At 30.8% G+C, this 25,401-nt stretch carries 19 protein-coding genes; 16 read left to right on the forward strand and 3 right to left on the reverse strand.

Annotation, left to right across the window (positions count from 1 at the left end; translation table 11 throughout):
* Position 1: 1 nt before the first annotated feature.
* Both leuB and leuA read right to left on the reverse strand, forming a co-directional pair.
* Complete coding sequence (gene leuB / locus BCHRO640_RS00675; protein WP_015344426.1) at positions 2–1,102, reverse strand: 3-isopropylmalate dehydrogenase; 1,101 nt, start codon at positions 1,100–1,102, stop codon at positions 2–4.
* A 23-nt stretch (positions 1,103–1,125) separates the two neighbouring features.
* A complete protein-coding gene (leuA, locus tag BCHRO640_RS00680) occupies positions 1,126–2,679 on the reverse strand; it encodes a 2-isopropylmalate synthase (RefSeq protein WP_015344427.1) in 1,554 nt (517 codons plus the stop codon).
* Between the two features lie 442 nt (positions 2,680–3,121).
* Between leuA and rsmH the strand changes: the two genes are divergently transcribed.
* The 15 genes from rsmH to secA all read left to right on the forward strand — a co-directional run bounded on the left by rsmH (position 3,122) and on the right by secA (position 23,253).
* On the forward strand, positions 3,122–4,078 hold the full coding sequence (gene rsmH / locus BCHRO640_RS00685) for a 16S rRNA (cytosine(1402)-N(4))-methyltransferase RsmH (protein WP_015344428.1): 957 nt from the start codon (positions 3,122–3,124) through the stop codon (positions 4,076–4,078).
* Between the two features lie 2 nt (positions 4,079–4,080).
* Positions 4,081–4,395 (forward strand): cell division protein FtsL, encoded by a 315-nt coding sequence (gene ftsL / locus BCHRO640_RS00690; protein ID WP_015344429.1) that lies wholly within the window; start codon positions 4,081–4,083, stop codon positions 4,393–4,395.
* 84 nt (positions 4,396–4,479) lie between these two features.
* Positions 4,480–6,174, forward strand: coding sequence for a peptidoglycan glycosyltransferase FtsI (gene ftsI / locus BCHRO640_RS00695; RefSeq protein WP_015344430.1), 1,695 nt, complete (start codon positions 4,480–4,482; stop codon positions 6,172–6,174).
* A gap of 35 nt (positions 6,175–6,209) precedes the next feature.
* Entirely contained in the window at positions 6,210–7,721 is a 1,512-nt protein-coding gene (gene murE, locus BCHRO640_RS00700; RefSeq protein WP_015344431.1) for a UDP-N-acetylmuramoyl-L-alanyl-D-glutamate--2,6-diaminopimelate ligase, read from the forward strand.
* The gene (gene murF / locus BCHRO640_RS00705; protein WP_015344432.1) at positions 7,718–9,091 is read left to right on the forward strand and encodes a UDP-N-acetylmuramoyl-tripeptide--D-alanyl-D-alanine ligase; all 1,374 of its coding nucleotides are present in this window, start codon (positions 7,718–7,720) and stop codon (positions 9,089–9,091) included. The genes murE and murF overlap by 4 nt, the downstream gene beginning before the upstream one ends.
* A complete protein-coding gene (mraY, locus tag BCHRO640_RS00710) occupies positions 9,076–10,164 on the forward strand; it encodes a phospho-N-acetylmuramoyl-pentapeptide-transferase (protein ID WP_015344433.1) in 1,089 nt (362 codons plus the stop codon). The genes murF and mraY overlap by 16 nt, the downstream gene beginning before the upstream one ends.
* Positions 10,165–10,168: 4 nt before the next feature.
* Entirely contained in the window at positions 10,169–11,491 is a 1,323-nt protein-coding gene (gene murD / locus BCHRO640_RS00715; RefSeq protein ID WP_015344434.1) for a UDP-N-acetylmuramoyl-L-alanine--D-glutamate ligase, read from the forward strand.
* Positions 11,491–12,687: a cell division protein FtsW gene (gene ftsW, locus BCHRO640_RS00720; RefSeq protein ID WP_015344435.1), complete on the forward strand. Its 1,197-nt coding sequence runs from the start codon at positions 11,491–11,493 to the stop codon at positions 12,685–12,687. Before murD ends, ftsW begins: the two co-directional genes overlap by 1 nt.
* A complete protein-coding gene (gene murG / locus BCHRO640_RS00725) occupies positions 12,684–13,751 on the forward strand; it encodes an undecaprenyldiphospho-muramoylpentapeptide beta-N-acetylglucosaminyltransferase (protein WP_015344436.1) in 1,068 nt (355 codons plus the stop codon). Before ftsW ends, murG begins: the two co-directional genes overlap by 4 nt.
* A gap of 59 nt (positions 13,752–13,810) precedes the next feature.
* Complete coding sequence (gene murC / locus BCHRO640_RS00730) at positions 13,811–15,253, forward strand: UDP-N-acetylmuramate--L-alanine ligase (protein ID WP_015344437.1); 1,443 nt, start codon at positions 13,811–13,813, stop codon at positions 15,251–15,253.
* Between the two features lie 146 nt (positions 15,254–15,399).
* Positions 15,400–16,185: a cell division protein FtsQ/DivIB gene (locus tag BCHRO640_RS00735; protein ID WP_015344438.1), complete on the forward strand. Its 786-nt coding sequence runs from the start codon at positions 15,400–15,402 to the stop codon at positions 16,183–16,185.
* 30 nt (positions 16,186–16,215) lie between these two features.
* Entirely contained in the window at positions 16,216–17,472 is a 1,257-nt protein-coding gene (gene ftsA / locus BCHRO640_RS00740) for a cell division protein FtsA (RefSeq protein ID WP_015344439.1), read from the forward strand.
* Positions 17,473–17,547: 75 nt separating this feature from the next.
* The gene (gene ftsZ, locus BCHRO640_RS00745) at positions 17,548–18,714 is read left to right on the forward strand and encodes a cell division protein FtsZ (protein WP_015344440.1); all 1,167 of its coding nucleotides are present in this window, start codon (positions 17,548–17,550) and stop codon (positions 18,712–18,714) included.
* Between the two features lie 103 nt (positions 18,715–18,817).
* A complete protein-coding gene (gene lpxC, locus BCHRO640_RS00750) occupies positions 18,818–19,711 on the forward strand; it encodes a UDP-3-O-acyl-N-acetylglucosamine deacetylase (protein WP_011282698.1) in 894 nt (297 codons plus the stop codon).
* 806 nt (positions 19,712–20,517) lie between these two features.
* Entirely contained in the window at positions 20,518–23,253 is a 2,736-nt protein-coding gene (gene secA / locus BCHRO640_RS00755) for a preprotein translocase subunit SecA (protein ID WP_015344441.1), read from the forward strand.
* A 258-nt stretch (positions 23,254–23,511) separates the two neighbouring features.
* On the opposite strand, the gene coaE is transcribed toward secA, so the two are convergent.
* Positions 23,512–24,150 carry a dephospho-CoA kinase gene (gene coaE / locus BCHRO640_RS00760; RefSeq protein ID WP_015344442.1) on the reverse strand — a complete coding sequence of 213 codons (639 nt, stop codon included), beginning with the start codon at positions 24,148–24,150 and terminating at the stop codon, positions 23,512–23,514.
* Between the two features lie 586 nt (positions 24,151–24,736).
* On the opposite strand from coaE, the gene dksA reads away from it, so the two are divergent.
* Positions 24,737–25,201: an RNA polymerase-binding protein DksA gene (dksA, locus tag BCHRO640_RS00765; RefSeq protein WP_015344443.1), complete on the forward strand. Its 465-nt coding sequence runs from the start codon at positions 24,737–24,739 to the stop codon at positions 25,199–25,201.
* The last annotated feature ends 200 nt before the right edge of the window (positions 25,202–25,401 follow it).

The raw sequence follows: 25,401 nt of genomic DNA on the forward strand, positions 1-25,401 counted from the left end.
ATTATTTTTCTCTTTTATTTTTAATTAACGCAGCTATAATATCACCCATTTCATTAGTGCTTATGCTTTTTTCGTGTTTTTTTGCTATATCAATAGTTCGATATCCTAACATTAATGCTTGAGCAACTGCTTTTTCAATTTTAATTGCAATATGATCTAGTTTTAAACTATGTCTAAATAATAACGCAATAGAGAGAATATGTGCGATAGGATTAGCGATATTTTTTTCTGCAATATCCGGAGCTGATCCTCCGGCAGGTTCATACAAACCAAAATTGTGTTCATTAATACTAGCAGAAGGTAACATTCCAATGGATCCACTTATCATAGCACATTCATCAGATAAAATGTCCCCAAATAAATTTGGACATAGAATAATATCGAATTTAGAAGGATTGTTTATTAATTGCATGCTAGCATTGTCAATGTATAAGTGTTCTAATTCAACATCTGGATAATTTTTTGCAAGATGTGATACCACTTCTCTCCATAACATAGAAGTATGTAGCACGTTAGCTTTGTCTATAGAAGATACACGTTTACGTCTTTTTTGAGCTAATTTAAAAGCAATGTTGGCAATACGTTCTATTTCAAAGCGATGATAAACTGCAGTATCAAAAGCATATTCATTTAAACCGGTCCCGGAACGTCCTTTTGGTTGGCCAAAATAAATACCTCCGGTTAATTCACGTACGAATATAATGTCAATTCCATTTGGAATCATATTTATATTTAAAGGAGATAATTCTTTTAATTCATCAGCAAGGTATATAGGTCTTAAATTAGCGAATAAATTAAAGTGTTTGCGTAAAGCTAATAAAGCTCCTTGTTCCGGGCTTTCTGATCCTTTTAAATGTGTCCACTGTGGTCCTCCTACTGCTCCAAATAATATAGCATTTGATTGTTCGCAATATTTTAAAGTACTTTTCGGAAAAGGAGTGCCTTCACTATTAATTGCATCTCCTCCTATTTTATGTTCTGTGGTGACAATATTGATTTGAAATTGTTTTTTTATTACATTTAAGATTTTATAAACTTGTCTTGTAGTTTCCGGTCCGATACCATCCCCTGGTAATACTGCAATATGATAATTATTATTCATAAGTATTTAGATTTTCCAAATTACTAGTTATTATTTTTTTTGATATATTTGCGTTGAATTATCACTTGTTTTGCGCGCCAAATATTATTTAAAACATGAATCATGGCTTTTACTGAAGATTTTATTACATCTGTATCTAATCCAACTCCATGAAAATTACGTCCTTCATACGATACAACAATATCCACTTGTCCTAACGCGTTACGACCATGTCCTTTTGCATTCAGTTGATATCTTTCTAAATTTATAGATAACTTAGAAATGTGAGTTAACGCTTCATAAATTGCATCTATTGGCCCATTACCACTCGCCGAATGAGTGTATGTGTTGTTTCCACAATATAATTTTACTGAGGCGTGAGCAATTCCAGAAGAGCTAGAATCTACATGAAAACATTTTAATCTGAAGAATTCTGATTGTTCTTGTTGATTGTTAATGAATGCTAATGCTTCTAGATCATAATCAAATACCTGTCCTTTTTTATCTGCTAATTCTAAAAAAACATCATATAATTTATCCATGTCATAATCACTTTCTTGATAACCCATTGTTTTCATATGATGTTTTACTGCCGCTCTTCCAGATCGAGATGTGAGATTTAATTTAACATCTTTTAAACCAATAGTTTCAGGAGTCATAATTTCATAATTTTTTCTATTTTTCAATATACCATCTTGATGAATACCTGCAGAATGAGAGAAAGCATTGGAGCCAACTATTGCTTTATTAGCCGGGATAGGGATATTACATAATTGACTAACTACTTGACTGGCTCTATAAATCTCTTGACAACGAATATTAGTATGTACGTTCAGTAAATCTTCTCGTACTTTGATGGCCATAATTATTTCTTCTAGAGCAGTATTTCCTGCTCGTTCACCAATACCATTTATAGTACCTTCAATTTGACGAGCTCCTGCCTGTATAGCTGAAATAGAATTACCAACTGCCATTCCTAGATCATCATGACAATGAACAGAAATGATAGCTTTATCAATAATAGGGACACGATTATATAAAGAAGTAATAACTTGTCCAAACTGATATGGAGTGGTGTAGCCCACTGTGTCAGGAATATTAATTGTGCTTGCTCCGGATTGAATAGCAATTTCAACAATACGACATAAATTATCTATATTGGTGCGTCCAGCATCTTCGCAAGAAAACTCTATGTCATCAGTGTATTTTCTTGCATAACGTATCGCATGAACGGTCATGTCTATAATTTGATCAAAGTTTTTTTTCAATTTAGATTGAATATGTACATTTGAAGTGGGTAAGAATATATGAATACGAAAATTTTTTGCAACTTTTAACGCTTCAGCTGCAACATCAATATCGTTATCAATACATCTAGCCAAGGCGCATACTAAACTATTTTTTATTTTTTGAGCTATTGTATGAACCGATTCAAAATCTCCTGGAGAGGATATTGGAAATCCAACTTCCATAATATCTACCCCTAATCGTTCTAAAGCAAAAGCAATCTGCAATTTTTCCTTTACGCTTAAACTCGCTTGTAAAGCCTGTTCACCGTCCCGTAAAGTTGTATCGAAAATAATGACTTGTTGACTCATGATTATCTACATCTCATGAATGTTAGGATGGATATGTGTATAATATTTTAATTAATAACATACTGATTGTGAATCAATAATATCAGATTTCAAATAATAACTTATTACATTAAATCTATTTTAAGTCTATTAAATATCGTTTGTCAACTATTAATATTATTGAAAGTAAAATGTTAATATAATAGCGTTATAATATTTTTTAAGATTGATTTTTTGTGTTATCATTATTAATGATAATAAAATTTTTTATGAGTTGTTAGGTTATAACCATACAAATTCTATTTTTTGAGAATATAAAGTATGGAATATATTCCAATTGCAGTTCATATAAACACTTAGTAGTATGAAACATAGAAAGTTGCGTGTTTGATGTTTTTTATTATTAAGTATTTTGTTCATGAAATAACAAATGTGTGCATCTGTATTTTTTATTATTATATATATGTTCTATATTCACTACAGTCATAAAAGTGTATTGCTAAATGAAGCGATACAATCATTGAATATTAAAGCAACAGGAATGTATATTGACGGAACGTTTGGTTCAGGAGGTCATTCTAAATTAATTTTATCTCAATTAAATAAACGAGGTCGTTTGTTAGCAATAGATAAAGATTTATTGGCTGTCAAAATTGGAAAGCACATTGCTGAAAAAGATGATAGATTCACTATAATACATAGCTCATTTTCCAAAATGATCAACCATGTTAAAAGTATAGGATTAATTGGATCAGTGGATGGTATTTTACTAGATTTAGGGATCAGTACATTTCAGATAAATGATTGTAGCAGAGGATTTTCGTTTATGCAAGATGGTCTACTAGATATGCGAATGGATATTAGTAGCGGAATATCTGCTGCTGAATGGTTATCGAAGGCATCTCAAGAAAATATTACTTGGGTTTTAAAAAATTTTGGAGAAGAACGATTTGCAAAAAATATCGCTAAGATTTTAGTGTCTAAAAGACGATACGCGCCTATTATACGCTCGATTATTTTATCGAAATTAATCTGCGATGCTATTCCGCATCGCAATATGAATAAGCATCCTGCAACTAAAAGTTTTTTGGCAATTAGAATGTTCATTAATAATGAACTAGAAGAAATAATGCAAGTATTAAAAGATGCATTGATTATATTGTCTCCACGAGGCAGATTGGTAGTAATTAGTTTTAATTCTCTAGAAGATCGATTGGTAAAATACTTTATTCGTGAACATAGTTGTGCTTTATCTATTCCTCCCAAGCTTCCATTAACAAATAATCAAATATTTAGTAAATATAAAAATAAGTGTCAGTTAAAAAATATAGGAAAATTAACACCTTCAAAACAAGAAATTAAAAGAAATATACGTGCTCGTAGCGCGATATTACGTTGCGCTGAAAAATTGGCTATCTAAATATGACGGAAAAGAAACAATATAACCTTGTTAGTATTATTTATGATGATTTGTGCTTATATGGTAAGTGGCAGTTGCTTTTATTGTTGTTAGTATTAATATCAGCAATGTTAGTTGTTTTCGTAACTTATCAAACTAGATCTATGATTATAGATCGCGAAAAACTTGTGTTAGAAAAAAATAATTTGGATACTGAATGGAGAAGTTTAATTCTTGAAGAAAAAATATTATCTCATCATAATCGTATTGAACGTATCGCAATGGATAAATTACAAATGCATTACACGGAACTAACTCAAGATAATACATTGTACTAATCTATAAAATTTATTTATGTGATAAATAAAAATATTATTTGAAAATAGTTATAGCTCCTCCTGTGATGATACAATTTATGTTATATGAAGTTTGAACCTTACAATTTTAAAATAATTTTAAATAACAAACGTTTTAATTTATTGTATAGCGGTATTTTTTTTGTATTAATTATTTTGCTATTGAGATTAGCTTTTTTGCAGATTATTTATTCTGATCAGCTAATTAATGAAGGTAACATGCGTTCGTTACGCGTGCAAAGCACACTCTCTACTCGGGGTATTATTACTGATAGAATGGGTCAACTATTGGCAATTAGTATACCGGCTGATTCGGTTTGGATTGATCCTCAAGAAATTAGCAAGAGTGGCGGTATTACTGCTGATATACGTCGTTGGACAGAATTATCTGAGGTATTATCTATATCATCAGATAAACTATCATCTCTCATCAATAATCATACTACAGATCATTTTTTGTATTTAGCACGACAGATTGATCCTACTGTTTCTAAATACATTAGTCAACTTAAATTACCAGGAGTATATTTGCAACAAGGATCGAAAAGATATTACCCTGCTGGGTGTGCAACTGCACATTTGATAGGAGTAACAGATGTAGATAGCCAAGGGATTGAAGGTATAGAAAAAAGTTTTGATGCTTGGTTGACTGGTCAACCCAAAACAAGAGTAATACGAAAAGATAGATTTGGTCGAGCAATTGAAGAAATTACTTTGAATAACGGTCAATCTTCTCAGAATATTATTCTCAGTATCGACGAACGTCTGCAAGATTTAGCATACCGTGAATTAAATAATGCTGTACATATGAATAAAGCAGAATCCGGTAGTATAGTATTGATAGATATTAATACTGGAGAAATTCTAGCTATGACAAACAGTCCATCGTATAATCCAAACAATTTTTTGTCCATTGTTAATAAGTCTGTTATGCGTAACCGTGCTATTACTGATGCATTTGAACCAGGTTCTACCGTGAAACCTATTGTGATTATGGCTGCATTAAAACATAAGATAATCACAAAAGACACTATTATGAATACATCACCCTATATACTTAATGGGCATCAAATTAAGGATGTATTATATCGTAAAAAATTGACTATTAGAGAGATATTACAAAAGTCTAGTAATGTTGGTGTTTCTAAATTAGCATTAGCTATGCCTGCAGCAGTTTTAGTCAATACATATTCAAATTTTGGAATGGGTAAATCAACAAATATAGGCTTAGTGGGAGAAAGTAACGGAATATATCCATATAATAGATGTTGGTCAGACATAGAACGCGCCACCTTTTCTTATGGATATGGTTTGATGATTACTCCGTTACAATTAGCTAAAGTTTATGCTACTATCGGTGGAATGGGAATATCTCGACCACTTTCTATTATACGAGTTGATTCTGCCTCGGTATTAGGAAATCAAGTTTTTCCAAGATCTTTAGTGCGAACTGTTTTAGACATGATGGAAAATGTGTCATTGCCAAGTGGTGGTTGTCAATCTGCAATTAAAGGATATAGGGTTGCTATAAAAACTGGGACTGTTAAGATAGTTGGATCACATGGGAAATATATTAATAAATATATTGCATGTACTGCTGGAGTAGCTCCAGCGAGTAATCCCAGATTTGCTTTAGCAGTAGTAATAAATGATCCTAAAAATGGTCATTATTATGGAAGTATGGTATCTGCGCCAGTTTTTAGCGCAGTGATGGGCAATGCATTAAAAATCATGAATGTAGTGCCGGATTTTTTGCAGTAATTTTATAAGCAATCAGGTCTCTTTGAGAAAATTATATGTGTGATTCACGTAATTTATATAAATTATTTATTCCATATGTTTTTAATAATCCTACTAGTCCTGCATTGACGGGGATGGAATTGGATAGTCGTAACATTGTATTGGGAAATTTATTTGTAGCAGTTAAAGGTTCTAAGACTGATGGAAGATTATATATTGACTATGCGATCAAAAAGGGAGCTTCGGCAGTTTTATTAGAATCTTGGAGTGGTATAACAATATTTAAAAAATATAGTTATCATTTAAATAAAATACCTGTGGTCCATGTTAACTATTTACCACGGTATTTGTCCGATATAGCAGGTAGTTTTTATAATCATCCGTCACGTTTTTTGGATTTAATTGGTGTTACTGGCACTAATGGGAAAACTACTATAACGCATTTGTTAGCTCGTTGGGTCCAATTATTAGGAAAAAAAAGCGCTGTGATGGGTACTTTAGGTAACGGAATGTTAAATAATATGTGTTTGTCTTATAATACAACATGCTCTTCCATTGATGCTCAAAAAATATTATCTCAGTTTGTTAAAGATAAGATTACGTTTGTTGCTATGGAGGTATCATCACATGGATTAAATCAATATCGCGTGGATGCTTTATATTTTAAAGCAGCTATATTTACTAATTTAAGCCATGATCACTTAGATTATCATGGTAACTTTATGCAATACTCTATGTCTAAGTGGCGGTTATTTGATGAATTATGTGTAGAAAAATATATAATTAATGCTGATGACCCCATTGGTTGTCGATGGTTATATTATTTGCCTCAAGCGATCGCAGTGACAATAACAAGGAATTTACCATTTTTTTGGAAAGGTAAATGGATATGTGCGGTTAAGGTCAATTATCATATTCATGGCACGGATATAACTTTTGATTCAAGTTGGGGTCATGGAGTAATTCATAGTCAATTATTAGGAGAATTCAACGTTAGCAATTTGTTATTAGCTTTAGGTACGTTATTAGTGTTAGGATATCCTCTGTCATTATTGGTACACACGTCATCTCAATTACAACCGGTAGCTGGTAGAATGGAAGTATTTCGTTCTCATGGATATCCGACGGTTATAGTGGATTATGCGCATACTCCGGATGCGTTAGAAAAAGTTCTAATTTCAATTAGACGATTTTATTATTGGGGTCAACTATGGTGTGTTTTTGGTTGCGGAGGAGATAGAGATCCAAGTAAACGTGCTTTAATGGGTTACATTGTAAGCCGGTATGCTGATTATATAATAATTACCAATGATAATCCACGCACGGAAGAACCACAATCGATTATAAATGATATTACTCGTGGCATAACACACCAAAAAAAAATCATCAAAATTATTCAAAATCGTTGCTGTGCGATACAGACTGCTATTTTAAAGGCATCTTTAGAAGATGTAATATTAATTTCTGGAAAAGGTCATGAAAAATACCAAATTATCGGAAATAATCGCATATATCATTCTGATAAAGACATAGTAGAAAATTTTTTAAAGAACGATGTTGTTTTATGATTCCATTTAGTTTGCATGAAATAGCGCCAATTTTAAACGCTAAATATATTGGTATGGATTTGATTATTCATGAGATTACTATTAATTCAAATATTATTCATAAACAATGTATGTTTATAGCATTAATAGGTAAACGTTTTGATGGTCATGATTTTACAAGTCAAGCAATTGCTGCTGGCGCTCAGGCATTGCTAGTAAATCATCATATATTATTAGATGTTCCTCAATTAATAGTTCCTGATACTCGTTGTGCTTTAATCATGTTGGCACGTTGGGTGCGTCAAAAAGTCTCATCAAAAGTTATTGCTATAACTGGATCAAGCGGTAAAACATCAGTAAAAGAAATGACTACGTCTATATTAAAAGAGTGTGGACATACAATAGCCACACAAGGTAACTTTAATAATATGATTGGAGTACCGATTACTTTATTACGTTTAACGAAAAAAAACAATTTTGCAATTATCGAATTAGGATCAAGTTGTCCTGGAGAACTTGTTCAATTAAGTAAGATAGTTGCTGCTAATGTAGCTTTAGTAAATAATGTTTACCCTGCACATCTATCAGGTTTTAAATCGTTATCTAAAATAGGAAAAGAAAAAGGGAAAATTTTTTCTGAATTAGATTTAAATGGAACAGGTATTATAAATGCTGACAGTCATGCTTTGTCTTTATGGCGTAAACCATTGAAGGGAAAATCTATGTGGTTTTTTTCTTTACGTACTAACGTAGGCATAGATTTTTTTGCAAGTAATATTATTTCTGAAAAAAATAGAATACGGTTTATTTTACATACTCCATATGGAACTTCTCCAGTGGTTTTATCAATGTTAGGCACGCATAATGTGGCTAATGCTTTAGCTGCTAGCGCTCTTGCATTTTCTGTAGGAGCAAATTTATCAGAAGTAGTTTATGGATTAGAAAATATAAAAACGTTACCTGGTAGATTATTTCCAATTATTTTAGGTGAAGGTAAATTATTATTAGATGATACTTATAATTCAAACGTTGGTTCTATGATATCTGCTATTCATGTACTAACTACAATGCCAGGTTATCGTATATTGGTGGTCAGTGATATGCTAGAATTAGGAAAATATAAATCAATCAAATATCATTGTTATATTGGGAAATTAATCGCAACGACAAATATCAATAAAATTCTTACCATAGGTAGTGTTAGTTGTTGCATTTCTAAAATATGTGGAAAAGGAAAACATTTTCGAAATAAAAATAAATTAATTATTTATATCAAGCAGATGTTATCTATCCATAATTCAATTAGTGTATTAGTAAAAGGATCACGGGGCTTTAAAATGGAGCAAATAATAGATGCTATTCGAGATGAATCAAAATGTTATTTTGGCTAACAGAGAATGTATTAGCACTATATTCATCCAGATTTAATGTTGTTTGTAATTTAACTTTCAGAGCTATTATTAGTTTTTTATCAGCATTGTTTATTTCTTTAGGGATAGGTCATTATGTAATTACATGGTTTCATAATTTGTGTTTTTTTCAAATAGTGCGTTGTGATGGACCAAAATCACATACTCAAAAGCAAAGTACACCTACTATGGGTGGAATTGTGCTGATTCTTTCTATTGTCATATCAGTAATGGTGTGCGCTGATTTATCAAATATATATGTATGGTATGTATTTTTCATACTAATAACATATGGAATATTGGGTTTAACTGACGACATTTTAAAAATTAAAAAGAAAAGTTCTAAGGGTTTGAGTGTGCTACAAAAATACTTTTGGCAATCCTTAATTGCTTTAACATTAGTCATTATTATCTTTATGTCAGATCGCAGTCTTACATCTACACAATTAATAGTGCCATTTTTTAAAAATTTTATGCCTCAATTGGGTATTTGGTATATTTTTTTAGCATATTTCGTTATTGTTGGGACAAGTAATTCCGTGAATTTATCTGATGGTTTAGATGGGTTAGCGATTATGCCTATAATGTTCGTTGCAGCTGGATTGGCTGTAGTTGCATGGATAAGCAATGATATTCACTTTGCTAGTCATCTAAATATTCCTTATATTTTTTTTTCTGGAGAATTAATAATTATATGTTCTGCTATTATTGGATCTGGTCTTGGGTTTTTATGGTTTAACACTTATCCTGCTCAGATATTTATGGGCGATGTAGGTTCTTTATCACTTGGAGGTACACTTGGGATAATTGCAGTGTTGTTACATCAAGAATGTTTATTATTAATTATGGGCGGTATGTTTGTAATAGAAACTTTATCTGTGATCTTGCAAATAATTTATTTTAGATTATTTGGGCAACGGATATTTAAAATGGCACCAATTCATCATCATTTTGAACTAAAAGGTTGTCCAGAACCCCGTATTATAGTGCGATTTTGGATCATATCTTTACTGTTAGTTTTTGTGGGATTAATTACTTTAAAGATACGGCAATAAAAATATGCGTAATTACCGAGGATCAAAAGTTGTAATTATCGGTTTGGGGATTACGGGTTTATCTTGTGTTAATTTTTTTTTAGATCGTGGCGTAATACCGAAAGTAATAGATACTCGTATATATCCTCCCGGAATAAAAAAATTACCTCATGTTGTACAGTGTTATTTGGGGGCATTTAATGATATATGGTTGTTGAGTGCTACGTTGATTGTAGTTAGCCCTGGAGTACGGTTAGATCATCCAGTTTTAATTGAAGCTTTAAAATTAGGAATAGAAATTATTGGTGATATTGAATTATTTACTCGTGAAGCAACTGCACCGATAATAGCTATTACTGGATCTAATGGAAAAAGCACAGTAACCCAATTGGTTTCCAGAATGGCTAGGAGCGCTGGATGGCGTGTTGGTGTAGCAGGAAATATAGGTATACCTGTGCTGTCTTTATTAAATAAATCGTATCAACTCTATATACTGGAGATTTCAAGTTTTCAGTTAGATACAACCTATAGTTTACGTGCAATAGCAGCTGCAATTTTAAATGTTAGTGAAGATCATATGGATCATTATCCTGGAGGATTAAAGCAATATTGGTTTTCTAAGCAAAGGATTTATAAAAATGCTAAATTTTGCGTGATGAACGCTTTAGATTTTTTAACGATACCTATATATCATGAATATGATTATTGTATAAGTTTTGGTGAAAACGAAGATTCTGCAGATTATTATCTGAAATATTATAAAGGACACACCTGGATAGTTGCATACAATGAATATGTGCTTAATTGTTCTGAAATGAGAATTAATAATCGTATTAACTATATAAATGCATTATCTGCTTTAGCATTATCGGATATCATCAAGATTCCTCGATCTGTTTCTTTAAAAGTATTGTGCCAATTTTCTGGTTTAACACATCGTTGTCAATTGATTTATAAAAATCATGGAGTGAGTTGGATTAATGATTCCAAAGCTACTAATGTTATCGCTACCAAAGAAGCAATCAACAATTTAAAGTTATTTGGTACGTTACATTTAATATTAGGAGGTGATGGTAAATTAGCTGATTTTTCTTCTTTAAAACATTTGATTAAACAACATGAGATACATCTTTATTGTTTTGGAAAAGATGGATTATTATTGACGACATTAGGATTTAGTGATGTTATTTTAACAAATACAATGATTCAAGCAATGCGTATTATTAATCGTCGTATAAAAGCGAAGGATATAGTTTTATTATCTCCGGCTTGTTCTAGTTTAGATCAATTTAAATCATTTGAAATGCGTGGACTGATATTTACTTGTTTTGCGCGAGAATTTAGATAATGAGGCTCTTTAAAACAAAAATTATTAATCGTCCATTAAAATTGGGTAAAAAAAAATTATCAAACATTCATGTATTATATGATCGTATATTTTTTTGGTTTCTGTTGGGATTAATTGGAATTGGGTTTGTTATTATTAGTTCCGGATCAATCCCTACTGGTATGCGATTAGCGAATGATCCATGTTATTTCATAAAACGTGTCATTATTTATTACAGCGTGACATTTTTATTATCTGTAATTATTTTAAAGATACCCATAATAGTTTGGCAGAATTATAGTGCTATAATGTTGCTGTGTAGTTGTATCATGTTGATAACCGCATTAATCTTAAATAATTCTACTAATGGAGCATCGCGTTGGATAATGTGGGGTACATTGTGTATTCAGCCTGCGGAATTATCAAAATTATCTTTTATTTGCTATCTTGCTAACTATTTAGAACGTAAATCAAAAGAAGTATGTACCAAATTTTGGAGTATATGTAAACCTATAGTAATAATGATTATATTAGCTGTATTATTACTAGCGCAACCTGATTTTGGTAGCATTATTATTCTTTTTATTACTACTCTGTCTATATTATTTCTTTTTGGCGCTAAGTTATGTCAATTAATATTGGTTTTTGTATTCAATATATTTTTAATTATCCCTTTAATTGTGATTAAACCTTATCGTATACAACGTATACTTACTTTTTGGGACCCATGGAAAGATCCATTTGGCAATGGTTATCAATTAACTCAATCATTAATAGCTTTTGGTCGTGGAAAATGTTTTGGAGAGGGGCTAGGAAATTCTGTGCTGAAATTGGAATATTTACCTGAAGCTCATACTGATTTTATTTTTTCTATTCTTGCGGAAGAATTAGGATATTTTGGAGCGATTTTAGTGTTATTTATGTTATTTATAATTGTGCTTCGCGCTATGATTATTGGTCATCGTGCTTTGAATATTAATCACAGATTTTCTGGTATTTTAGCCTGTTCTATTAGCATGTGGTTTGGATTGCAAATTTTTATTAATGTGGGCACTGTTAGCGGAATATTACCTACAAAAGGATTAACATTGCCATTTATTAGTTATGGGGGGTCTAGTTTTTTGATTACAGTAATGGCAAGCATGCAGTTGCTAAGAATAGATTTCGAGACACGTTTATCTAAAAATCAAGCTTTTTTGAAGTGCACAAAAACATGAATCAAAAAAAGAAAATTATGATTGTAGCGGGCGGTAGTGGGGGGCACGTGTTTCCAGGGTTGTCGGTGGCTCATTATTTAATTAATCATGGGTATCAAGTTGTTTGGCTAGGCACTGCAGATCGCATTGAATCGAAGTTAGTTCCTCAATATGGAATCGATATTAAATTTATTCGTATTAACGGATGGAATGGTGAAAAACTACATAATAAGTGTATTATGCCATTGTTTATTTGTTTAGCAATATATCAAGCACGAAAAATTATAAAATATTGGAAACCTGATATAGTATTAGGTATGGGTGGATATGTTTCCGGACCCGGTGGATTAGCAGCATGGACATGCGGTATTCCATTAATAATACACGAACAAAATAGAATTATCGGTTTAACTAATCGGTATTTATCAATTTTTTCTAAAAAAGTATTGCAAGGATTTCCTGGTACTTTTCCTAATGCTAAAATGGTAGGAAACCCAATACGACGCGCAATATTAGCTGTTCCAAATCCATCTAGACGATGGAAAGGTCGTGTTGGTCCTATTCGCGTTTTAGTGATTGGAGGCAGTCAAGGCGCGCATATATTAAATAAAACTATTCCAAATATGGCTGAAAAATTGTCTGATAAATTGATCATATGGCATCAAGTTGGAGAACAAGATTTCAAAAAAGTAATATGGGCTTATCAAAAAATAAAACAAAGCTATCATAGAATTGTAAAATTTATTGATGATATAGCCCAAGCATATGCTTGGGCAGATATATTGATATCCCGTGCTGGAGCATTAACAGTAAGCGAAGTATCTATTGTAGGGTTACCAGCAATATTCGTACCTTTTATACATCATAAAGATCGTCAGCAATATTGGAATGCTGTACCATTAGTGCAAGCAGGAGCAGCAAAAATTATTGAACAACAAAATTTTACAAGTGATGTTGTTAGCGCAATGTTAGAATCTTGGGATCGAAAAACATTATGTAGTATGGCTCAACGTGCTAGAAGCATAGCTGCGCCTAATGCAACTCAACAAGTTTCCCAAGTAATCATTGAATACTTAAAAAAATAAATATATTAATAAATGTCATCTTTATAAATAGAAAAATATTGAAAGTATATTGAATAGATATGTCAGATATACTATTATTTAACCCGATCAATGCTATACCAATGATGAATCGTATTAGGAAAATACATTTTGTTGGTATAGGCGGAACCGGAATGTGTGGAATTGCAGAAATATTGGCACATGAAGGTTATTGTATTACTGGGTCTGATATTGTATATAGTAGCAAGACACGGCACTTATTTGAATTAGGGGTGAAAATCTTTATTGGACATAAATATAGTAATATAAACAACGCCAATGTTATTGTTGTATCCAGCGCTATTCATCCAAATAATCCTGAAATTTTAGCTGCTAAACAAGCTCGTATTCCTGTTATTAAGCGTGCAGAAATGTTATCCGAACTAATGAGATTTAGACATGGAATAGCTATTTCTGGAACGCATGGTAAAACTACTACTACTACAATGATAGCTAATATTTATACTGCAGCAGGATTAGATCCAACGTTTATAAACGGAGGCATAGTCAAATCAGAAGGTGTACATGCTCGACTTGGATATAGTCGTTATTTAATCGTAGAAGCAGATGAAAGTGATAATTCATTTTTGCATTTGCATCCTATGGTAGAGGTGATTACCAATATTGATACTGACCATATACATGAGTATCAAGGAAATTTTGAATATCTTAAAAAAGCATTTATTGATTTTTTACACAATCTACCATTTTATGGATATGCTATAGTGTGTATTGATGATCCAGTAATTTGTGAGATTTTACCTAAAATTAAAAGAAAGATAATCACTTATGGTTTTAATAAAAATGCTAATTTGCATATTTTTAATTATCATCAACATATAGAAAAAAGTAGTTTTACCGTATCGCGTTTAAATCAAACAAAACTACAGGTTACTTTAAATGCCCCTGGTTGTCATAATGCATTGAATGCTACAGCTGCTATTGCAGTAGCAACTGAAGAAGGAATCAGTGATAAAATTATTCTCAAAACTATGTTGGATTTTCAAGGAACACATCGCCGTTTTGAAAATTTAGGTTATTATTCTTTAAATAAAATAAATGGTCAAACAGGAGAAATTCTGTTGATAGATGATTATGGACATCATCCGGCTGAGTTACAAGCTACTATTGTAACGATCCGGACCGGATGGCCTGATAGACGGTTGATTATGGTATTTCAACCTCATCGATATACGCGTATAAAAGAATTGTATTATGATTTTATTGATGTACTTTCTAATGTAGATATTCTTTTGATATTACATGTTTATTCCGCCGGGGAACCACCTATTTTAGGAGCAGATAGTCAATCCTTATGTCATGCAATTCGTGAATTTGGTAAGATTAATCCAACATTTATATCAAATACGCAAATGTTATCAGGAGCATTATCCAGATTCTTAAGAAATAACGATTTGCTCTTAATTCAAGGAGCTGGTACAATAGGAGAGGTTGTACGTAGATTAATTGTTAAAAACGATTAATCATAAATATGTGATAATTATGATTCTTAATGATACGAAATGATAGAATGTGGAAACGAAACACAATAATAAATTTTTATGAAAATAAGAATACGCAAAGAGTGGGTTTACTAATACACCTCAATTAGATTGAGGTGTATAATCGAGTGATAATCAAATATGTTTTAAAAAAAAGGTATAGATTGCAGCATCAATTATTAGATTGGATACTAATATTTGTTGTTACAATTAGTATTGTTTGGAGTTCTTATAAAATAAAAGAATGGATTCATAATGTTTGTTGTAACCCTGTATCTTACATGATAGTAACTGGGAAACGGAATTATACCACTGACACTGATATCCATCAGCTTATAGTAAAACTAGGAGTATTAGGTACATTTATAACACAGGATGTTAACATTATCCAAAAACAAATTGAAAGTTTGCCATGGATTCAGCAAGTTAGTGTTAGGAAACAATGGCCGGACACATTAAAAATTCATATAATAGAATATATTCCTTTAACATATTGGAATGATTTTCACATAATTAGTACAACAGGAATTATATTTAAAGTACCTAAAGAATATCGAGATAACAACAAAAAAGTGATGCCATCTTTGTATGGACCAGAAGGCAGCGAGCGGGCAGTATTGGCTAATTATTATGCGTTTAATGAGATATTAAAATCTATCAAATTTCAAATAAAATCAGTGCAAATGGATACACGCTACTCATGGCAACTGATTTTACAGGATAATATCCATCTAAAATTAGGTAGAAATAATATAATCGAACGATTATATTATTTCATTAAAATTTATCCTATTCTTTTTCAGAAAATTAACGACAATAATACATGTATTGATTATATAGATTTACGTTATCGTTCAGGATTTGCTGTAAGATGGAGCTCAAACTCGATCACTCCTGTACTTCGTGGTAAATAGAAGAAAAAATAAATAAAGGCAATCACAAATATGATCAAAGCTTCAGATAAAAAATTATTAGTAGGATTGGAAATTGGAACAGCTAAAGTTGCTACGATGGTAGGTGAAATTTTGCCTGATGGAATAGTAAATGTTATTGGGTTAGGGTATTGCCCGTCACGAGGCATGGACAAGGGAGGAGTGAACAATTTAGAATCAGTAATAAAATGTGTACAATATTCTATTAATCAAGCAGAGCTAATGGCAGGTTGTCAAATTTCATCTGTTTACCTTTCTTTGTCTGGCAAACATATTAGTTGTAAAAATGAAATAGGTATGGTACCTATTTCAGAAGAAGAAGTGACACAATCAGATGTGGATAATGTAGTACACATAGCTAAATCAGTTAGAGTACGCGATGAACATCGAATATTACATGTAATTCCGCAGGATTATGCTATCGATTATCAAGAAGGCATTAAGAATCCAGTTGGATTATCTGGAGTTAGAATGCAAGCTAAAGTCCATTTAATTACTTGCCATAATGATATGGCTAAAAATATCGTCAAAGCAGTAGAGCGATGTGGATTACAAGTAGATCAATTGATATTTTCTGGATTAGCTTCAAGCCATGCTGTGTTAACAGAAGATGAACGTGAATTGGGTGTTTGTGTGGTAGATCTTGGTGGCGGTACCATGGATATAGCAATATATACTGCTGGAGCTTTACGTCATACCAAAGTTATTCCATATGCTGGAAACGTAGTCACTAGTGACATTGCCTATGCTTTTGGAACACCATTATCGGATGCAGAAATAATTAAAGTTCGTTATGGTTGTGCTTTAGAATCATTAATTAGTAAAGGAGAAAATATTGAAGTTCCAAGCGTCGGAGGTAGGCCGCCTCGTATTTTGCAACGTCATATGTTGGCAGAAATCATTGAACCTCGATATATTGAATTGATGATGTTGGTTAATAAAGAAATATTACAGTTACAATCACAACTTCGTCAACTTAATATTAAACATCATCTTGCAGCAGGAATTGTGTTAACAGGAGGGGCATCTCTTATAGATGGATTATCAGCTTGTGCGCAAAAAGTGTTTCATACACAAGTTCGTATCGCATCTTCTATAAATACAAACGGGGTAACAGATGATATAAAAAGGCCTCATTATTCTACTGTTATTGGATTGTTACATTATGGGAAAGAATCTCATTTGAATAATGAGGTAGATATAGAAAAAGGAATAACAATTAAAGGTTGGATAAGAAAAGTAAACAATTGGTTAAAAAAAGAATTTTAGTTGCTATGAGTACAAAATATGCTGAATCCGTTAAAATTAATTTTTTAAAATAACTGAAGTAATATGGAGAAAACTATGTTTGAACCAATGGAATTAACTAGTGATGCAGTAATTAAAGTTGTTGGTATTGGCGGAGGCGGTAGTAATGCAGTTGAACATATGTTACGTGAGCGTATCGAAGGTGTAGATTTTTTTGCTGTTAATACTGATGCCCAAGCTTTAAGAAAAATGACAGTAGGTCAAACTATTCAAATTGGTAGTTCTATTACTAAAGGATTAGGAGCGGGTGCTAATCCAGAAATTGGTCGTAATTCTGCAGAAGAAGATCGTGATGTATTAAGGGCTACTATAGAAGGTGCAGATATGGTATTTATTGCTGCAGGTATGGGTGGCGGCACTGGAACGGGTGCTGCCCCGATAATAGCAGAGGTGGCCAAAGATTTAGGTATTTTGACTGTGGCTGTAGTTACTAAACCTTTTAATTTTGAAGGAAAAAAACGTATGACATTTGCTGAACAAGGAATTTCTGAATTATCTAAATATGTAGATTCATTAATAACAATTCCAAATGATAAGTTATTAAAAGTTTTAGGGCGCGGGGTGTCATTACTAGATGCTTTTAGCGCTGCTAATGACGTGTTAAAAGGCGCCGTGCAAGGTATTGCGGAATTAATTACTCGACCGGGTTTAATGAATGTAGATTTTGCGGACGTACGCACAGTAATGTCAGAAATGGGATATGCTATGATGGGAGCTGGAGTAGGATGTGGTGATGATAGAGCAGAGGAAGCATCAGAGCTAGCTATCGCGAGCCCTTTATTAGAAGACATTGATTTATCTGGAGCTCGTGGTGTTTTGGTGAATATCACTTCTGGTTTAGATTTACGGTTAGATGAATTTGAAACTGTAGGCAATACTATACGTTCTTTTGCTTCTGATAACGCTACAGTAGTAATCGGGACTGCTTTAGATCCAGACATAAATAATGAACTACGTGTTACTGTAGTAGCAACAGGAATTGGTATCGATAAACGTTCAGATGTTATGTTATCTAATACTAAAGAAGAAAAAAAGGTAGTACGAGATAATCATTATCATAATCATTCCCCCCAAAGAGCATCTACATTTTTTAAAGAATCAAGACATACATCATCTAATACAGTAGATCATCAAAGTACAACTCTTGATAAAGATGTAGATTATTTAGATATCCCTGCTTTTCTAAGAAAACAATCAGACTAACTAGAGATAATAGTGTAAATGAGTAATTTGTATAAAAAATGCAATATATATATAGTGATTTACTAATAAAGTAAATAATACAATAATTGCATGAGATGATATAATGATAAAGCAACGAACATTGAAACGCGTTGTGCAAACTACTGGTGTAGGTTTACACACCGGTAAAAAAGTTACGTTAACTTTACGTCCTACTTCAGCAAATACTGGAATTATTTATCGTCGTACTGACTTATATCCTCCTGTAGATCTTCAAGTTAATGTGAAATCAGTAGGAAATACTGTATTATGTACATGTTTGATTAATGAATATGGTGTTCAGATTTTTACTGTTGAACATTTAAGTGCTGCTCAAGCAGGATTGGGTATTGACAATATTATTATAGAACTCAATGCTCCTGAAGTTCCAATAATGGATGGTAGCGCTAGTCCTTTTGTGTGTTTGTTATTGGATGCTGGTATAGAAGAACTTAATAGTGCAAAAAAATTTCTTCGATTAAAACAAACAGTACGTGTTGAAGATGGAGAAAAATGGGCTGAATTAAGGCCGTTTAATGGTTTTACGCTTGATTTTACTATTGATTTCAATCATCCAGCTATTAATGTGGATACACAACATTGTTTTTTTAATTTTTCTTCAGCATCTTTTGTGCATAATATTAGTAGAGCACGTACTTTTGGTTTTATGCGCGATATTAAAGATTTACAATCTCGTGGATTTGCTTTAGGAGGAAGTTTTAATTCTGCTATAATAATTGATGATTATCGTGTACTTAATGAAGATGGTTTACGTTTTGATGATGAATTTGTCCGTCATAAAATGCTTGATGCTATTGGGGATTTATTTATGTGTGGACATAATCTTATTGGTTCTTTTATTGCTTTTAAATCGGGACACACCTTAAATAATAAATTATTAAAAACTGTTTTGTCATGCCAAGAAGCATGGGAACTTGCTACGTTTTCTAACGCATCTGACTTACCTTTAGTATTTTAAGATTTAATCGTATCCTTGAATATAGAATATGATAATAATCATTCTAAATTTTAGCATACAAATTTACCTAGATTTATTTATAGATATTATGTATTTTGATCGAGGTTTTTCAAATAAATATATGCAACTGTATGTTTATTTACATATTTTATCTATAGTTTTTTAGATTAAAAATATTAAAGATTACTTAGGTAAGTGTATAATGAATACTGTAGTAAAAAATTTAGATTATAATTTATTTTCAATTTTACTGAGTTTATTAATCATTTAATACATCATATATTGTTACGATTATAATAAGTGTTACATGTATATAACATGTATTATACAAATTAGAAAACTAATATTTTTGATATTGTGATTTCCTTTATTTGTATTTATAGAAATTTTTAGTATCGTCAGATTAAGATATTTTTTGATACTCATCGTATATCTTTATATATCTGTACAATACAATGACAATTGTAATAATTAATTAGTAATTGTTTCAAAATTTTTTAAATTTGTATAATATATTTCAGTCTTAGAATAGTAGAACTATTCTAATCAACTATTAATAATAGTATCATGTTTGTAATATGTTTAAGAAAAGATATGCACATGGATTTTAAATAAATAAAAATTTATATTTATCATGTATTTTATTACAATTTATTAACATTTATTTTGATAAATTGTTAATTAGTATTATTTTACAATTTTTATTAAAATTTTCCTTGTAGTCGTATGTATTACGAACGGAAAATATGTAATTGTTGCATGTTATTTAAATAATGTGCTGCCATTGTAATGAGATATAAATTGTCATGTTAACACCATTTAAATTATTTACTAAAATTTTTAAAAATAGAAATGATCGCGTGTTACTTCGTATGAAGAAAGTGGTGGATATGATAAATTATATGGAAAAAGATATACAAAAGTTAAATGATAGTCAACTTGCTTCTAAAACGAATGAGTTTCGCGAATCTATTGAATCAGGCGTAAAAAACCCCGAGAATTTATTACCACAAGCATTTGCTGTAGTACGAGAATCTATTAAGAGAATATTTAATATACGTCTTTTTGATGTCCAATTGTTGGGAGGAATAGTTCTTAACAGTCGATGTATTGCGGAAATGAAAACTGGAGAAGGAAAAACTTTAACTGCTACTTTACCTGCTTATTTGAATGCATTAAGTGGTCAAGGAGTACATATTGTTACAGTTAATAATTATTTAGCACATAGAGATGCAATAAATAATAAGCCGTTATTTGAATTTTTAGGATTGACTGTTGGAATTAATTTACCGGGACTATCAGCATCTATGAAACGTGCAGCGTATACAGCAGATATTACCTACGGCACAAACAATGAATATGGTTTCGATTATTTACGCGATAATATGGTTTTTGTCCCAGAAGAACGGGTACAACGAGGATTGCATTATGCGTTAATAGATGAAGTAGATTCTATTTTGATTGATGAAGCTCGTACTCCATTAGTTATTTCTGGACCATCAGATGATACTTCTTTATTATATTCAAAAATCAATGAATTAGTCTTTAGCATAATTCAAAAAAATAAAAGAAATATAGATAATTTACAAAAAGAAGAATATTTTACAGTTGACGAAAAATCCAGACAAGTTATTCTGACTGAGAATGGATTAGTATTAATAGAGCAATTATTAATTAAATCTGGAATCATGAGCCAAGGGGAATCGTTGTATTCATCAGATAATATTATATTGATGCATCATGTTAATGCAGCATTTCGTGCTCACATTTTATTTACGTGTGAAGTGGATTATCTTGTTAAAAATGGCGAAATACTTATTATTGATGAACACACAGGACGAGTTATGCCTGGTCGTCGATGGTCAGATGGATTGCACCAAGCAATAGAAGCGAAAGAACATGTAACTATTCAAAATGAAAATCAAACATTAGCTTCAATTACATTTCAAAATTATTTTCGTTTATATGAAAAATTATCTGGTATGACCGGTACCGCTAATACTGAAGCATTTGAATTTCAATCTATCTATAAATTAGATACTATCGTTATACCGACTAATCGTCCTATGATTCGTAATGATTTTCCAGATATAATTTATATGACGGAACATGAAAAAATTGAGGCTATCATTAATGATATCAAAGATTGTGTTAAGAGAAACCAGCCAGTGTTGGTGGGAACTATATCAATTGAAAAATCTGAAATTATTTCTCATGCTTTAAGTCAGATCGGAATTATGCATAAAGTTTTAAACGCGAAATTTCATGCTGCAGAAGCAGATATTATAGCACAAGCAGGATATCCTGGCGCAGTAACTATTGCTACGAATATGGCTGGGCGCGGCACTGACATTATATTAGGAGGAAATTGGCGGGCAGAAATTACTGCGTTGCATAAAGCAAATACATGTAAAATTTTAAAAATTAAATCTGATTGGAAAAAACGTCATCACGCAGTATTAAAATCTGGAGGGTTACATGTCATTGGTACTGAACGGCATGAATCTCGCCGTATCGATAATCAATTGCGTGGACGATCTGGACGACAAGGAGATATAGGTTCGTCTAGATTTTATTTATCAATGGAAGATTCATTAATACGTATTTTTGCTTCTAACAGATTAGTGAACATGATGAAAAAATTAGGAATGAAATCAGGAGAATCTATTGAACATCCATGGATTACTAAAGCTATTGCTCATGCTCAAAAAAAAGTAGAAAATCGTAATTTTGATATTAGAAAACAATTATTAGAATATGATGATGTAGCTAATGATCAACGTCGCGTTATTTATGAACAACGTGATAAATTATTAAATATATCAGATATCAGTGATATTATTAGAAATATTCGTTGTGATGTTGTTGAAAAATTATTTAATATTTATATTCCTTTAGAAATTATAGAGAATAAAAGGGATGTAATGAAATTAGAAAAATGTTTGGAAAAAGATTTTTGTTTAGAGTTACCTCTTCTAAAATGGATAGAGGTAGAGCCCAGATTATATGAAGAAAAAGAAATATTACGTCAACGTATATTAGAAAATATGACACAGAAATATGAACATACTAGAAAAATAATTGGAATAGATATTATGTGTTCTTTTGAAAAAGAAATTATGTTGAGAACGTTTGATGTGCTGTGGAAAGAGCATTTAGCGTCAATGGATTATTTGCGTCAAGGAATTCATTTGAGAGGGTATGCACAAAAAGATCCGAAACAGGAATACAAAAGAGAATCATTCTCTATGTTTACTAAAATGTTAGATCATTTAAAATATGAAGTAATAAGCGAAGTGAGCAAGTTAGTAATAGAATTATTCAATAAAAAAGAATCTATTTTAAATTCAACTAATAAATATAATGATTTTCAATCTATAAATACGCAAATAATGAATACTAAATTGTTATCGATAGATCATTTTTTCAATCAACATACATTAACTAAGAATAAAATAGTGAGTCGCAACGATGCTTGTCCTTGCGGATCTAATAAGAAATTTAAAGAATGTCATGGTAAAATCGTAAATAAACGTCATTGATATATACAAAATATTTTGATTTTAACATTATTGTAATCAGTTGCATAGTAAATATAAGTTGATATTATTTTTTTTAAATCATCACATTTAAATTGAATTTATAAGTAGTAAATTTTTGTAAAATATAAATGTATATATACGCATGATTATGATGTTATAACCATAATTTATGCAAACGTTGTTGTGTTATTTATGACAAATAATTTCGTATGCTGTTTTTTGCTAAAATATAAATACGGTATAATTTTGAGTGTTATTTTATTTACTAAAAATAGTTTTTTTAGTAATTGTTTTTTCTGCCTTAAGATAATCTCTATGGAGATCATGAATATGTTGTGTCATTCCGTCAATACTTTTGTTATTTTCAATAACGTTATCAGCATAGTTTAATCTATGCTGACGGGATACTTGTGATAATAAAATATTTTCAGCATATTGTTTGTGTATTTTATCTCTCCTGATAATTCGATTTAACTGAATATCAGCGTGTACATCTATCATTAGTGTGTGATCTGCATATTTTTGTAAATTATTTTCTATTAACAATGGAACAACCCATAAAATATAAGATGATCGACTGGATAAGATATTTATTGTTTTCTGCGTTTCTTTTCTAATAAGCGGATGCAACAATTGTTCGAGCCATTCTTTATCTTTAGGATTGAAAAAAATAATTTTTTTTAACATGGATCTATTTAATGATCCATTAGAAAATAAAATGTGGGGTCCAAAATGTTTTGTTATCATACGTAAAGCAATGCTGCCAGGTTGCGTGATGTTTTTAGAAATCACATCAGCATCTATTACGGATACTTTCTTTGATAAATTAGAAAATTTTTTAGCAACAACACTTTTTCCAGAACAAATACCACCGGTAAGCGCAACAATATAAGACATAATGTGATGTGTGTTATTAAATAAAAAATGTTTTTATGAAATTTTTTTATAAAAATTATAAAATTAAATTAATATTAAAAAATATTTAGAACGATATCTGACAAATTTATATGATGACATCTTATTTTATAGTAAAAAATAGTTTTTTATAAATATCCAAATAATATTGTTTATTTTTTGCAATATTTTAAGCCTCAATAAAATTTATTGATGATCTTATTATGCAATTAAAAAATTTTCTATAATTAATGATAATTCTTTATCAAATTCATTTGAATAACGTAAAAGTTGGTTATAAACCTGTACATAATATATATCAATAAATTATTACACATAAGTAATTATATAACCAATACGGGTTAATTTATGATCCTACATATATTTCATAAATATTTGTGGTAATAAACATTTATGACATATATATCTATCATATTAGATTTAAATATAATATAATTATCACTTTTTAATAAAAATTAAAATTCATCATGTGTTTAAAAATATTGGAGAATATTACATAAAAATAATGAAATTTTAAAGAAAATATTGATATGAATTGCTTTTAATATATATATACAGGAGCAAATATATGTCAACAAAATCACTGAGCAGTCGTAGACGTTCTTCTTTGAATGTATTAATAATTGCTGGAGTTACACCATATCAACGAAAACCTAATGAAGAATATATGAGTTCTGAGCAACTTTTACATTTTAAACGTATCCTTAAAACATGGAAAAATCAACTCAAAAAAGATTTAGGATATTCTGCGTTATGTGCGCAAGATCAGGTATCTATCAATTTTCCAGATCCAGTAGATAGAGCGGTGCAAGAAGAAGAATTCAATATTAAATTACGTAATCGAGATAGAGAATATAAACTTGTTAAAAAAATTGAAAAAACCTTAAAAAAAATAGATACAAATGAATTTGGATTTTGTGCTTCATGCGATGTAGAAATCGGAATCAGAAGATTAGAGGCTCGTCCAACAGCTGATTTATGTATTGATTGTAAAACTTTAGAAGAAATTAAAGAAAAACAAATGACCGGATAAATTATTAATAAAACTAAATTTATATGTGCGTTATATGATATAATTCTGGAAAATTAGTTTTTGAATACCGTAGATATAATTTTATTATGACTATTTATTTAGTTTCTATTTTTTCTGATCTATATATATTATAGACATTGTTTATCTAAATATTTATGTGATGTTTTAATTTTGATATTATTTAAAGTTTTTTCATGAAA

The sequence above is a fragment of the Candidatus Blochmanniella chromaiodes str. 640 genome, assembly GCF_000331065.1.
Lineage (GTDB): Bacteria > Pseudomonadota > Gammaproteobacteria > Enterobacterales > Enterobacteriaceae > Blochmanniella > Blochmanniella pennsylvanica.